General features: G+C 66.8%; 13 protein-coding genes and 3 pseudogenes. 8 read left to right on the top strand and 8 right to left on the bottom strand.

The annotated features are described in order from the left end of the window. Nucleotides 1–384: 384 nt before the first annotated feature. From ALI22I_RS08385 to ALI22I_RS08400, 4 genes are all read right to left on the bottom strand, one after another. A complete protein-coding gene (locus tag ALI22I_RS08385) occupies nucleotides 385–1,611 on the bottom strand; it encodes a PQQ-dependent sugar dehydrogenase (RefSeq protein ID WP_077004912.1) in 1,227 nt (408 codons plus the stop codon). A 283-nt stretch (nucleotides 1,612–1,894) separates the two neighbouring features. Further along, nucleotides 1,895–2,134, bottom strand: coding sequence for a hypothetical protein (locus tag ALI22I_RS08390; protein ID WP_077004913.1), 240 nt, complete (start codon nucleotides 2,132–2,134; stop codon nucleotides 1,895–1,897). Next, the gene (locus ALI22I_RS08395; protein ID WP_077004914.1) at nucleotides 2,119–3,285 is read right to left on the bottom strand and encodes a hypothetical protein; all 1,167 of its coding nucleotides are present in this window, start codon (nucleotides 3,283–3,285) and stop codon (nucleotides 2,119–2,121) included. Before ALI22I_RS08395 ends, ALI22I_RS08390 begins: the two co-directional genes overlap by 16 nt. A gap of 256 nt (nucleotides 3,286–3,541) precedes the next feature. After that, nucleotides 3,542–4,342 (bottom strand): hypothetical protein, encoded by an 801-nt coding sequence (locus tag ALI22I_RS08400; protein WP_179118156.1) that lies wholly within the window; start codon nucleotides 4,340–4,342, stop codon nucleotides 3,542–3,544. A 26-nt stretch (nucleotides 4,343–4,368) separates the two neighbouring features. Here ALI22I_RS08400 and ALI22I_RS53295 point away from each other — a divergent pair, with 26 nt between their 5' ends. Both ALI22I_RS53295 and ALI22I_RS53300 read left to right on the top strand, forming a co-directional pair. Further along, nucleotides 4,369–5,046, top strand: coding sequence for a hypothetical protein (locus ALI22I_RS53295; RefSeq protein WP_238598211.1), 678 nt, complete (start codon nucleotides 4,369–4,371; stop codon nucleotides 5,044–5,046). 108 nt (nucleotides 5,047–5,154) lie between these two features. After that, nucleotides 5,155–5,280, top strand: a pseudogene (locus ALI22I_RS53300) (integrase); the annotation flags it as partial. Between the two features lie 32 nt (nucleotides 5,281–5,312). On the opposite strand, the gene ALI22I_RS53305 reads toward ALI22I_RS53300, so the two are convergent. Beyond that, nucleotides 5,313–6,377: a recombinase family protein gene (locus tag ALI22I_RS53305; RefSeq protein ID WP_238598212.1), complete on the bottom strand. Its 1,065-nt coding sequence runs from the start codon at nucleotides 6,375–6,377 to the stop codon at nucleotides 5,313–5,315. A 244-nt stretch (nucleotides 6,378–6,621) separates the two neighbouring features. On the opposite strand from ALI22I_RS53305, the gene ALI22I_RS08415 reads away from it, so the two are divergent. From ALI22I_RS08415 to ALI22I_RS52255, 3 genes are all read left to right on the top strand, one after another. Continuing rightward, the gene (locus tag ALI22I_RS08415) at nucleotides 6,622–6,969 is read left to right on the top strand and encodes a hypothetical protein (RefSeq protein ID WP_077004916.1); all 348 of its coding nucleotides are present in this window, start codon (nucleotides 6,622–6,624) and stop codon (nucleotides 6,967–6,969) included. 239 nt (nucleotides 6,970–7,208) lie between these two features. Further along, complete coding sequence (locus tag ALI22I_RS53310; protein WP_238598213.1) at nucleotides 7,209–7,433, top strand: hypothetical protein; 225 nt, start codon at nucleotides 7,209–7,211, stop codon at nucleotides 7,431–7,433. A 384-nt stretch (nucleotides 7,434–7,817) separates the two neighbouring features. After that, nucleotides 7,818–8,279, top strand: coding sequence for an integrase core domain-containing protein (locus tag ALI22I_RS52255; RefSeq protein WP_238598214.1), 462 nt, complete (start codon nucleotides 7,818–7,820; stop codon nucleotides 8,277–8,279). A 59-nt stretch (nucleotides 8,280–8,338) separates the two neighbouring features. Here the strand turns inward: ALI22I_RS52255 and ALI22I_RS53315 are convergent, their stop codons facing one another. Both ALI22I_RS53315 and ALI22I_RS55485 read right to left on the bottom strand, forming a co-directional pair. Beyond that, entirely contained in the window at nucleotides 8,339–8,539 is a 201-nt protein-coding gene (locus tag ALI22I_RS53315) for a hypothetical protein (protein WP_238598233.1), read from the bottom strand. Between the two features lie 80 nt (nucleotides 8,540–8,619). Further along, nucleotides 8,620–8,736: pseudogene (locus ALI22I_RS55485) on the bottom strand (FCD domain-containing protein); the annotation flags it as partial. Here ALI22I_RS55485 and ALI22I_RS55490 point away from each other — a divergent pair. Together ALI22I_RS55490 and ALI22I_RS08430 are read left to right on the top strand one after the other, a co-directional pair. After that, entirely contained in the window at nucleotides 8,686–9,183 is a 498-nt protein-coding gene (locus ALI22I_RS55490) for a hypothetical protein (RefSeq protein ID WP_443216907.1), read from the top strand. The pseudogene ALI22I_RS55485 and the gene ALI22I_RS55490 sit on opposite strands and share 51 nt — an antisense overlap. A gap of 157 nt (nucleotides 9,184–9,340) precedes the next feature. Next, on the top strand, nucleotides 9,341–11,368 hold the full coding sequence (locus ALI22I_RS08430; RefSeq protein ID WP_077004917.1) for an alpha-L-fucosidase: 2,028 nt from the start codon (nucleotides 9,341–9,343) through the stop codon (nucleotides 11,366–11,368). Nucleotides 11,369–11,458: 90 nt separating this feature from the next. Here ALI22I_RS08430 and ALI22I_RS08435 read toward each other — a convergent pair. Next, nucleotides 11,459–11,839 (bottom strand): annotated as a pseudogene (locus tag ALI22I_RS08435) (transposase); the annotation flags it as partial. A gap of 351 nt (nucleotides 11,840–12,190) precedes the next feature. Here ALI22I_RS08435 and ALI22I_RS08440 point away from each other — a divergent pair. Continuing rightward, nucleotides 12,191–12,958 (top strand): FadR/GntR family transcriptional regulator, encoded by a 768-nt coding sequence (locus ALI22I_RS08440; protein WP_077004919.1) that lies wholly within the window; start codon nucleotides 12,191–12,193, stop codon nucleotides 12,956–12,958. Nucleotides 12,959–13,191 lie beyond the last annotated feature (233 nt).

A 13,191-nucleotide genomic window follows, 5' to 3' on the forward strand; every position in this document is an offset into this window, starting at 1 on the left:
AGCCGTAGAACACGAGCACCCCCACGGGCTATCCCGAGCCCTTGTCCCGCTCACGCTTCTCACCTGCATGGATGAGGTTATCGGCAGGCACAGCGTCAAGCCACTGAGGCCGAACAGATGACGAGGATGTAGTCGGAGTGGCGGTCGACGGCTCCATGAATCCACGGTCCGTACAGAACAAGCCTCCACTACACCAATAGCGGCATGAGCGGTTGCGCACATGAGTCAGAGCCGGGATCGACGGGCCCCGACGACGCGGTCTTCGACCCGACGGGGAAGCGTGCAACGTGACCTGCGGGGCCTGCATCGGGGATGAGCCGGGGACGGCCGCCTAGAGGTGGCCGTCCCCGGAGGTCTTGCGGATGCGGGAGGTCGTCCCGGGTTTCAGCGGTTTGCCACCCCGCCGCCAGAGGCCGGCTGGACCCGCTCGAACCGCACCCGGTTCAGGTATCCCGGGAGGTCGCTGAGCACGTACAGCTCACCGTGCACGTCGGTGCCGATCGCGCTCGGCTGGGTGGGGAAGTTGCCGATCTCGGCGGACTCGTAACCGCCGTCGAACTTGGGACGCACGGCGAACACACGGGTCGAGCAGTAGTCGCTCGCGACGTAGGTCCCCCACGCCTCCGGGGTCCGGAACCCCCGGTACACCACGCCGCCGGTCACCGAGCAGTTGCCGTTGTAGTGGTCGTACTCGAAGACCGGGTCGGTGTACCGCCCGCCCGCCCGGCATTGCTGCGGATCGAACACCGGGGTGCCCTCCCGGCAGGACCAGCCGAGGTTCGCCCCACCCTGCCACGGGCGGATGTGGTTGATCTCCTCGACCAGGCCCTGGCCGACGTCACCGATCCACAGCGAGCCGTCGACCGGGTCGAGGGAGAACCGCCACGGGTTGCGCAGCCCGTAGACCCAGATCTCCGGCCGCGCGCCCGGCACGCGGACGAACGGGTTGTTGTAGGGCACGCAGTAGGGCTTCGCCCCGCAGGTGCGGTTGACGTCGATCCGCACGATCTTCCCGAGCAGGGTGCCGAGGTCCTGACCGGCCTTGAACGGGTCGTACGCGTGGCCGCCGTCGCCGAGGGACCAGTAGAGGTAGCCGTCGCGGCCGAACGCCACCTGCCCGCCGTTGTGGTTGCCATACTCGGCGTGCTCCTGGGTGAGCAGCACCTGCACCCGCTCAGGAGCACCGAGGGGCACTCGCGCCAGGGTCAGCGCACCGGCCGGCAGGCTCGTGTAGGCCACGTAGAGGATCCCGGTCCGCGCGAAGTTCGGCCCGGGCGTGATGCCGAGGAGGCCACGCTCGTTGTCCGACGCGTCGATCCGGGCGGTCAGGTCGAGCACCGGCTCGGCCGCCAGGCCGGTGTCGGGATGGTAGGCGCGGACGGTGCCCTCCTTCTCCGCGATCAGCATCCGGCCATCCGGCAGCCCGGTGATCGCGATCGGACGCCGCAGACCGAACGCCACCCGTTCGGATACCACGGTCAGCTCAGCGAGCGGCACCGCGCGGGTGTGGGATGTGCCGGCAACCGACACCGAAGGCAACAGAAACGCAGGCAGGGCCAGGACGAGCAGGCCGGCCAGCAGGGTGAACGGGCGACAACGCCGTCGCAACATGGTTCGGCTCCTCAAGCAAGGTGGAAGACACGTTCTGGGAGCGCTCCCAACGTACCGCGACTTCCCGACGACATCCAGCCGCCGTCTTGCCCCCTTCGCCGGTCGGAGAAGAAGTACGGATCGACAGGCGCCAAGGACACGACCACGATCCCGAGGTCCACCACCGCCATATCCGGCGAGAACATCATCCGAGCCGACAGGCTTCACCACCTCAACGGTCCTGACCGCCCGGACACGATCCGGTCAAACCTCGACCAGGCGAAATCAATGGGCGGTGGCTGTGCTAGGAGGGCTGTGGGCCGGACTTCAGTGATTCGAGGAACGCGGCGATGGGATCGTTGATGCGCTTTTTCCGCACCTGTGTAGACAGGAGCGCTTCGTCGAACACGGTGTCCGGGTCCAGGTGCGGTCCGAGGACGATGGTCCTGATGAGGGCGCGGCGGACAATGGCCCGTAAGTGCGTGATGGCAGGCTTGAGCTGGTCCTCCTTGACCTCACTACCGTGGGCTACCGCGCTGCGCACCTTATAGGCCGAGTGACGCGATGGTAGATCGCCAGGCGCTCAGCGTTGTGGCGGCCGATCAGCACGGCTGTCCTTTGGGCGGTTCGCCGTTTGAGGTCGCCGCGATCGTCGTTGGCCGACACCAGCCGCTCTAGCGCCACGACGTAGTTGAACGCCACCTCACCGGGATCTTCCCCGAAGTTGACCTCGGCGTCGAAGGCGATTTTCGCGCATGTGTCGAGAAACCTGCCCGCCACCGGTCGTAGGCGCTTGCTCGGCCTGGTCATCCCCGCAGCAGCCGTCCACTCTTCGAGCTTGCAGGACAGCGCGGAGAGGAAGCCGGCCAACCAAACTGCTTGATCCTCGTCCACGTGCAGGGGGCCGAGCTGGGGGACCTCGTAGTCGCCCTCGGGACCGAGGAAGGTGGTGGGGATCGACTCCTGGTACGTGGCCACAGATCTGGCGGGCTCGATGAGGTACTCCGCGACCGGCATGACGTGCGTGTCTTGCGCGAGGTTGAGGCACAACAACGGCGCCCACGCGGGCGACTGTTGGACACGGGGTTGGAACAGCCGCCAGAAAATCCTGTTGTCGACCGGTTCGGCTCCAGGGTCCTCGGCCGAGAGCACCAAGTGCTGTCCGAACTCCAGAACGGGGTCGAACGACGGCTTTGCGGCGAAGTCAGCTGCGAGAGGGACCGGCCGCAGCGCGTTCCAGTCCTGCTTGCTCGGGCGCCACAACCGCCATCCCGCCAACATGAGCGGTTCGGCGAGATCCCAGTCGACGTTGAGGACCAGGTACCGGTGCAGCGGGACGCCCGGTCCCGCCAGGTAGACGGCTGTCTGAGCGACGAGCACGGGCGTGTCGATAGGTGCGCCGGAGCGCAGCAGTCCCGCGAGCCCGAGACGGTGCAGCACTGGACCGGAGAGCTCGCGTCCTGCCGTGGTGATTGGAGCACTGCCTCCTGCTCGACGGTCATCCTCGTCGACCATGTAGCGGTTTGCGATAGCTGTGGCGAGGGCGACCTCGCGGACTTGGCGGGCGCTGGACAGCTCAGCCATCGTCTCTGCGGCGTCGCGGTCGGCCAAGCCGACGAAGTCGTCGGACCGCTGGCGGACTTCGTCGAAGAACGACGCCAAAGCCGCGTCGAGCTCGCTGGGCAGGTTCGTCACCCAGGCACCATAGCGCCGCCCTACGCGGGGTCCACTGCGCATTTCCCAGTGCGTCCGCAGCTCCAACGCCGGATGCCTCAGCACAGCCACGGCGTGCTGGAGTGGCGGTCCGACAGCGCCTCACATGACCCCTTGAAGTGGGCTACAGAAACGCCTGAAACAGTCGATCGTCGGCAGAAGCGCGAACGTTCGTCGACACTCGGTCAGCGGCAGATCCGGAAGTCTCATGAGGGTTCGCACAGGGGGTCTTGAGACGTCACCTGCTGTACGGCGCCAGTCCTTCGTTCCCGGCAACGACCAGGGAATCGACTAGCATCTGCCACTCGGCTAGGCGGCCGAGTTCCTCCGCCGTGCTGCGAATCTCCTTGAGCCAGTCGTTCGACAGGAACGACTGCTTGACTGTGACACAGCCCTCTTGGATGCACAGGTCGGACACCCAGCGCAGGCCGCGAGTGACCTGCACCTCCATTGGGAGCTTCCGCAGGATGCCGATGAGCCCGTCGACGCATTTCATCTCCCCGTGGGCGGCGGGTAGCCATTCGTCGATCAGCTCGACGAGGTCTTCAGCGCGGACCCAGTCGATGGGTGCACCGATGATCTCGTTGTACAGGCCTTGCGTCCACGGCAGCGGGTCCGGCAGGAGAGCAGCGGCAGCCCAGTCGCCCCAGTGGTGGTCCTGGTAGGGAGTCGGGTCGTCGCTCAAGTAGCCGATGGCGCGGCGCAGCAACGATGGCCAGACACCTCGGGCAGCCGCAGCCAGGCGTTCGTTCTCTGCGCCGGCTGCCGCAAGGCCGTGGAGGAAGTTCGTCATCAGGCCTGCGTCCGCGCGAAGGACATCGAGGTGTTCGAGCACTGGCCCGACGTCACCGTTCTTTGCAATGCCCTCGAGCAGGGCCCGTGCGGCGACGAAGATGTGCGTTCCTCGGTCGTCCGCTGTCCAGCCCTTCTCTTCCTGGGCGACCATCGCACGTCGCTCGGCGTCGAGGAGGGTGGCGAGCAGCGTGTGGGGTGCCAGAACTCTGCACTGGGCTGCTGACCTGCGGTGATCGCGCACCATGGGTCGTAGGGGCATGATGGTGAGGCGTGGCGTTACGACTGCTGTACCTGATGTTCGTCCGGCTCGTCGGCTGGTTGGTTCTGCTCAGCCGATCGTCGGCGTCGAAGGACGTCGAACTGCTGGTACTGCGGCACGAGGTCGCCATGTTGCGTCGGACCAATTCTCGACCGCGGTTGGAGTGGGCCGATCGAGCGGTGCTCGCCGCGTTGACGCGCCGGCTCCCCCAGTTGCTGCGCGAGCACCGGTTGGTGACACCGGGAACCCTCCTACGCCGGCACCGGCGCCTGGTCGCGAAGAAGTGGACCTGCCCCAACCGCACCGGACGCCCACCGGTCGACGACACCGTCGTGGCGTTGATCGAGAGGATGGCACGGGAGAACGCGGGCTGGGGCTACCGTCGAATCCAGGGCGAGCTGCTCAAGCTCGGACACCGGACAGCCGCTTCAACGGTTCGCCGCGTGCTCAAGCGCCTGCGGGTACCGCTCGCGCCTCAGCGCGACACCGACACCTCCTGGCGACGGTTCCTGCGCGCCCAAGCCGCAAGCCTGCCGGCCTGCGACTTCTTCCACGTCGACTTTGCCGTCGCCCTCAAGCGCGTCCACGTGTTCTTCGTATGGAGGTCGCCACCCGCTACGTCTACATCCCTGGCACCACGACCAACCCCGACGGGCCCTGGACCACCCAACAAGCCCGCAACCTACTGATGGACCTAGGCGATCGGGCTGACGCCTTCCGGTTCCTCATCCGAGACCGGGCCGGCCAGTTCACCGCCCCGTTCGACGCGGTCCTCTCCGGCGCCGGCATCCAAGGTCGTGAAGATCCCACCACGGTGCCCACGGGCCAACTGCTACGCGGAACGGTTCATCGGCACCATCCGACGCGAAGCCACCGACCGACTGCTCATCATCAACGAACACCACCTGCGGGCAGTGCTGAACCGCTACACGGCCCACTACAATCACCGCCGGCCTCACCAAGCACTGCAACACACCCCACCACGACCAGACCAGCCGATCGCAGAACCGGGCCACACCTCGATACGCCGCCGACCAGTCCTCGGCGGCCTGATCAACGAGTGCGAACCCGCAGCAGCATAACCGCAGGTCAGACCATGCGGCCGACTTCTGGCACCCCACAGGTTCCACACCTGCCTCCCGGTGTAGCGCGGATTCCCCAGAATCGCCGCCACCGTCTGCACACTCCACGCACTGTCCGACCGATGCCGGTTGCGGTCCACATCGGACCCCGACGGGCTGGGCACGGCGCGTTCGTTGAGCGTGCGGGCGATCCCGGCGATGCTGTGCCCGGCCAACCGACGCTCGAAGATCCACTCCACGTGCGGCGCGGTCGCCGGGTCCGGCTCCAGCTTCTGCAACCGCCGCCCCCACTTCGCGTGCACCCGATTCGGATGCGACCCGCCATCCACGAGCCGATACCCGTACGGCGGCCGACCGCCCAGATACCTGCCCTGGTCACACGTCTGGGCCCGCATCGCCTGGATCACCCGGTTCCGGGTCCGCATCACCTCACGCTCCGACTGCGCACCGAGCACGCTCATCAGCGTGCGATGCGCGTCGTCGGCGAAGTCGACCCGCCCGCTCGCCTCCGGCAACCAAAGCTGAACCCCGGACTCCTCCAACACCGGCACCAGGTCCTCGAACTGCCGCCCGCAGAACGCCCGCTCGTACTCCCCCACCACAATCGCGTCGAACCCACGCTCCGGATCCGCCAACGCCGCCAACAACCGCGCCGCCGCCGGACGCCGGTGCCACGCACGCGTCCGCGAACACCCCTCGTCGAAGAACGAGTCCATGATCTCCCCGTGCCCGTCGACCAGCCGCTCGGCGATCTCCATCTGCCAGAACCGCGCCGCCCGCCGATCCTGGTACCCACTGGTCGACATCCGCCCGTAGAACACAAACCGCAACCCGCGATGAACATGCGGATCCTGCGAACGTCTCCGCTCCGACTTCCGCTGCTTGGTCCGCAGCCAACCGTCGAACAGCGCCTGGTCCTCATCGGGCATCGAGATCATCACGACCACCTTCATCAGCAAGGAAATGAGACGACACCGGGACCGCCCGCCCTGACGACCATGACGTCCGACGACCCGCCGACACCCGAAGAGCGCAACGAACACACCCGAATGACGCAACTACGGTGGGTGGCACTGCGATGCCTCACGACCGTGGGCGCCAGGGCTGGACGAGCCGCTGTCGGGCGATCCCGACGGCGCGGCACGATTCGCCCGACCGTGCCCGGGCGGTAACCTGTGCGGCATGGCCGAGCCCGAGAACCTGGAGTCCCGCGTCGCCGAACTGGAGGCCCGCGTCGAAGAGTTGGCCGGCCTGGTGCGCGCCACCGCCCAGGACGCCGCCGCCGCACGAGTGCTGGCCGGCGGCGCGGACCGGGACGTCTCCGAGTTCCGCGGCGAGATCCGCGACTTCCGCCAGGCCACGACCTCCAGCTTCAACGCCATGCGCGAGGACCTGACCGACCTCGGCACCAAGGTCGGCGACGGGTTCACCGAGATGCGAGGCAAGTTCGACGCCCTCGCCACCGGACAACAGACCGTCGTCGACCTGCTGACCAAACTCGCCGGCCCCGACGACGACCAGACCAACTGATCGACACCGGCCGGAGGCCATGTCCTCCGGCCGGGCGACCCAGGCCGCCTGACCGTGGAATGCTCCTCGAGGACGGGTACCCGCCCAGCGGTTGATCAGGTCCACGCCGCGCTGTGGCCAACACAGATCGCCGATCGCAGAACGTTCCCGTTCGGCAGCTTGTGGGGTTCCAGAACTCTGCGCTTGGGCGCTGAGCTGCGGTGATCGCGCACCATCGCTGTAGGGCATGATCGTGGAGCGTGGCGTTACGACTGCTGTATCTGATCTTCGTCCGGCTCGTTGGCCGGCTGGTTCTGCTCGGACGGTCATCAGGGGCCAAGGACGTGGAGCTGCTGGTGCTGCGGCACGAAGTCGCCGTGCTGCGCCGGACCAGTCCCCCACCGCGGTTGCAGTGGGCCGATCGCGCGCTGCTCGCCCACTGGTGCGCCGACTCCCCCGGCTGCTGCGCGAGCACCGGCTGGTGACACCGGCCACCGTCCTGCGACGGCACCGGCGCCTGGTCGCGAAGAAGTGGACCTACCCGAACCGGACCGGGCGACCGCCGGTCGACGATGCCGTGGTGGCGCTGATCGAGCGGATGGCCCGGGAGAACGCCGGCTGGGGCCACCGCAGGATCCAGGGCGAAATGCTCAAACTCGGCCACCGGGTAGCCGCCTCGACCGTCCGCCGGGTGCTCAAGCGCCTGCGGATACCACCCGCGCCCAAGCGTGACACCGACATGCCATGGCGGCGGTTCCTCCGCGCCCAGGCCGCCGGCATGCCGGCCTGCGACTTCCTCCACGTCGACTGCGCCGTCACCCTCCAGCGCGTGTACGTCTTCTTCGTGATGGAAGGTCGCCACCCGCCACGTGCACATCCTCGGTACCACCGCCAACCCCGACGGCCCCTGGACCAGCCAACAGACCCGCAACCTGCTCATGGACCTCGACGACCGGGCCGACGACTTCCGGTTCCTCATCCGAGACCGGGCCGGTCAGTTCACCGCCTCGTTCGACACGGTCCTCACCGACACCGGCATCCAAGTCGTGAAGACCCCACCACGGTGTCCACGAGCCAACGCCCACGCCGAACGATTCGTCGGCACCGTCCGACGCGAAGCCACCGACCACCTGCCCATCCTCAACGAACACCACCTGCGGGCGGTGCCGGACCGCTACGCGGCCCACTACAACCACCGCAGACCACACCAAGCCCGACAACTCACCCCACCACGACCAGACCACCCGATCACAGAGCCGGACTGCACCTCGATACGCCGCAGACCAGTCCTCGGCGGCATGATCAACGAGTACGAACCCACAGCAGCCTAACCGCAGGTCAGACCATATGGCCGACTTCTGGCACCCCACACCCCGCCTTCCCCTTCTGGTCAGGTGGGGACTGGTGGCAGTGTCTCGGGTTCCGAGTCGGTGCTGTCCGCCGCGTCGTGCACTCGGCGCAGCCACTGTTCGGTGGTGCTGACGTGCAGGAGGGCTGCGGCTTGGGCGAGGTTGGCGTCGCGGTTGGCGAGGGCGTTGTAGATCGCCTCGTGTTCGGCGAGGGTGCGGTCGGCGGCGTTGGCCTCGACCATGCCGCGCCACACCCGGGCGCGCGCAGTGTGCTGCTGGAGATGCCGTCGACGAGCGTGGTCAGTGCCTCGTTGCCGGTGGCCGCGACGACCGCGCGGTGGAACGCGGCGTCGTGTTTGTTGAGTAGTTCGACATCCTCGACGGCGGTGTGCATGGCGTCGAGGTGACCCTTGATCTCGGCGAGTTGGTCGGGTGTCATCCGGGCGGCGGCGAGGCCGGTGGCGACCGGCTCGAACAGCCTGCGTGCCTCGGTGAGCTCCAACAACGTGTTGCCCTGCATGAGTTCGACGGCCAGTCCGAGCCCTTCGAGCAGCTCGGCCGGGACGAGGCTGGTGACGTAGGTGCCGTCGCCGCGGCGCACGTCGAGCACCCAGGCCACGGCCAGGGCTTTGACGCCTCACGCATCGGGCTGCGGGAGATGCCCGACTCGGCGGCGAGTCGCGGCTCAGGCGGCAGCTTCGAGCCGGGCGGAAGCTTCCCGGACTGGATCAGCGTCCGGATGCGCGCGATCGCCTCGTCGGTCAGCGACATACGTCGACTGTATCGGCAGACATCGGACCTTAGTCAACCTTCGGCGCGAAGACACCATACGTATACCGACGTTTGCCCAGTACAGTTGGGCCATCTGGTCGGACACTGGACTTAACAGCAGACTTCCTCTACATATACATCTGATGTCTGTGTTCGGTTGGTCAAGGTGGACCGCTGCCACAGAACCGGTCCCGACGTGGATGCGGACGGGACGGACGCGGAGCACTTTGAGTCGGACGCGGACCTTCGGACCAAAGGAGGTCTTCCCTGCCATGTCCACTTTCGACCGCCGGAAGATGTTGGGTCTGCTCAGCGTGAGCGGTGCCGCGGCTGCCGGTCTGTTGCCCGCCGGTGCCGTCTGGGCCACGGACGGCCCGTCCAGCTACACGCCGACGTGGGAGTCGGTCGACCAACACCCGGCAGCCCCGGAGTGGTTCCAGGACGCCAAGTTCGGCATCTACTGGCACTGGGGGGCGTTCACCACCCCCGAGTACGGGTACGAGTGGTACGGCCGCGAGATGTACAACGACGGCACCGGCATCAACAACCACCACAAGGCGACCTACGGCGACCCCCGCACGCAGTGGGGATACACCAAGTTCATCGACGGCGGCGTCGACAAAGCCGGTAACCGTGTGCAGTTCCGGCCGGTGCTCAAGTCGCAAGGCGGCAAGTTCGACCCGAACGAGTGGGTCCAGCTGTTCAAGAACGCGGGCGCGCGGATCAGTGGGCCCGTCGCCGAGCACCACGACGGCTACTCGATGTGGGACAGCCAGGTCAACGAGTGGAACTCGGTCGATCGCGGCCCACGACTGAACCTGCTGAAGCTCTTCGCGGACGCGGTGCGCGGGCAGAACATGAAGCTGTTCGTATCTATGCACCACTCGTTCAACCACAACGGGTTCTTCCGGTTCGTTCCCCAACAGTCCGACCCGAGCCTGAAGAAGCTCTACGGCCAGCTTTCCCGAGCCCAAGAGGACCAACTCTGGTTCGACAAGCTCAAGGAAGTCATCGACCAGGCCCAGCCGGACATCATCTACCACGACTTCGCCCTCGACAGCCCCGGCTACTGCCACGGCGACCCAGGCCCGTGCGCGGTCGCCGAGCAACAGCGTCTGAACTTCCTGGCCTACTACTTCAACAAGGGCCTGGAGTGGGGCAAGGACGTCGTCACCACCTACAAGCACTTCGACCGAGGCTTCCACAACGCCAGTGCGGTCGAGGACTACGAGCGCGGCGGCCCGGCGGATCTGGTGTACCCGTACTGGCAGACCGACGAGTCGATCGCCTCCGGCACTTGGAGCTACACCAAGGGGATCAGCTACTACTCGTCCCAGCAGATGATCCACCAACTCATCGACCGGGTCAGTAAGAACGGCAACATGATGCTCAATGTCGCCCCGACCGCCGAAGGGGAGATCCCACAGGCGCAGCGCAACGTGCTGAACGACTTCGGGACCTACCTGAACCGCAACGGCGAGTCGATCTACTCCACCCGGGCGTGGGCGGTCTACGGCGAGGGTCCGACCAAGATGGGCGGCGGCTCGTTCGTCGCGCCGAAGGTCGGCACAAACACCGACATCCGGTTCACGCGGAGCAAGGACAACCGCGTCCTGTACGCCACCGTCCTCGGCTGGCCCACCGGCACCCTGAACATCACCACCCTGAACTCGAACCGGATCAACCTGGGCACCCTCACCTCGGTACAGCTGCTCGGCTCGACCGCCGGTACCTACGTCAACCTGCCCAGCCGAACCCAGGACGGCTCGGGCCTGCGCATCACCATGCCGTCGAACGCACCGTACAGCGCACCCGCGTACGTCGTGAAGCTGACCTTCTCCGGCGCCATCCCCACCCCAGGCGGCGGCACCGGTGGGACCATCCCCACCGGGTGGGCCCGGATCACGAACGTCGCCACCGGGCTGGTCCTGGACAGCGGCGGCAACGTCGCGTCCGGCTCACCGCTCAAACAGTGGAACTCCGGCAGCAGCTACAACCTTCAGTGGCAACTGGTCGACGTCGGCAGCGGCTACTACCGCCTGGTCAACCGCACCAACGGCATGGTCGCCGACAGCTGGGGCGACACCGCCAACGGGGCAATCGCCAAGCAGGCACCCTGGAACGGCGGCAACAACCAGCAATGGCGGCTCAACAGCATGGGCAACGGCCGCTACCAGATCATCAACCGCGGCACCGGCACCTGCCTGGACAGCGGCGGCGACACCACCGCCGACTCTCAGGTCAAGCTCTGGGCGCCACAGTCCAGCACCAACCTCCAGTGGACCATCACCGCAGTCTGAACTCCGACCACTGTCCATCGATGCCGGGAACCGTTGGAGCGAAGCGCTCCGGTTCTGGTGGAGTCTCCATCAATGCCGGAGCGCTTCAATATCAAGAAGGCGGTCCACCCGTCCGGCCTGCAGCAGGCGGTCGCGGAAGTCACCGAGCACGCTGTGGTGGAAGCCGGGATCGTCGAGCTCCAGACCGAGCGCGTACTTGAAGTCGATACGGCAGCGCACGGCCTCGGCGGCCTCGCGGTCGGACAGTCCCAGCAGGAACTGCAACACGCTCACCGTGGCCAACTGGGCGGGTGAAAGCCCGGGGCGCCCGTTACGCGAGTAACAGTCGGCGAAGTCCTCGTCCCTCCACAGGCCGCCGAGGCGGTCACGCATCCACATCGCCGTCGTACCACCGGGATTACCGGCACGAGCCATCCGCGCGGTGAGCTCCGGGACCTCCGCCGCCGGCCGGGGACCAACAGGTAAGGACATCTGACCACCTCAGGGAGCGTTACGACTTCACCGACCACGAAAGCCTCACTGTTACCTACCGGTCACCATCCACGACACGCCAGCTGCTTCAAGATTCCCGACAGAGTCAAGCCAGGGCCAGCGCCAACGGCAGCAACCCAACTCAGCGGCCAACTGCTGAACCTGGTCAACTGGCTGCTCGGGCAGCTTGTACCGCAGGTACGCGATCGCCTCGCCGGTGCGTTCGTTGCGGGCCGACTGCACCGCGAGCGCGAGTTGTGCGGCGCGGCGGCTTCCAGCTGGCGTGGTGCGGCACGGCGCCGACGATGTGGCTCGATGAGGGCGGACCGTGTGATGAGCCATACTAATCTGGTGGGTGAAACGGGTCACGGCAAGGTCGAGACGTTCGTACCGGAGGCGGACGGGGGTGCCACCTACCGGCCGGGTTATACCCGGGCGGCAGAGCGGATCCTGCAGTTCATCACCGAGCAGGGCTTCGTGCCAGGTGACCGGCTACCCACCGAGGCGCGGTTCGCCGAGATCCTCGGTATCAGCCGCACGATCACCCGGGACGCGCTGAAGACCCTCGCGGCCACCGGCCGGATCAGCACGCAGCGCGGGCGGGGCATCTTCGTCGCCGATCCGGCGGACGCGCCGGTGTCGCCGGTGGCCGGGTTCGTGCCGACTGACATTGCCCACATCATGGATATGTTCGAGTTCCGAGGGGTGCAGGAACGGGCTGCGGCCGGCCTGGCCGCGAAGCGGGCTACGCCGGGCGAGTTGGTTGCCATCGACGAGGCCCTCGACGCGTATGCCCGGTCGCTGGAGGCTGCGGATCCGAGGGTGATGGCGGCCGCCGACGAGTCCTTCCACCGTGCCGTCGCCAGGGCTGCCCACAATATGTTCTTGCTCGACTCGATCGCGACCGTTCAGGGTCTGCAACGGCGGGTGGTGGCGGCGGCGTTCGGCGGATTCAGCGGTGGTCCGGTGGCCACCGCTTTGGCGGAACACCGTCAGATCCTCGAGGCCGTCCGACGCGGAGACGCCGAACAGGCAGGCATCGCGGCCCTGGCGCACGTCGAGCGCACCCGCCTGAGTTACCAGGCGGAGATCGATCGGCGAGTCTTCCGGTCGTACTGACCGCAAGCACGGGGCAGGACCGACAGGCAGATATCTGTCGTTCTCGACCCCCTCTCAAGACTTGCTTCATCTACGTCAAATGAAGCTGGTTAATCTCTCTGATCCAGCGCTTTCCGCCGCGCCTGCCTCGTCCTCGTTCTGCCTGGGGCAGAAGGTTGATATGCGTCTTCTGGCGCCCGCACCGGCTCAATTGTGTCCAAAATGGGGCCTACTCATTTCGATCAGTGACTGAT

It is taken from the genome of Saccharothrix sp. ALI-22-I (assembly GCF_001984175.1).
Classification (GTDB): domain Bacteria; phylum Actinomycetota; class Actinomycetes; order Mycobacteriales; family Pseudonocardiaceae; genus Actinosynnema.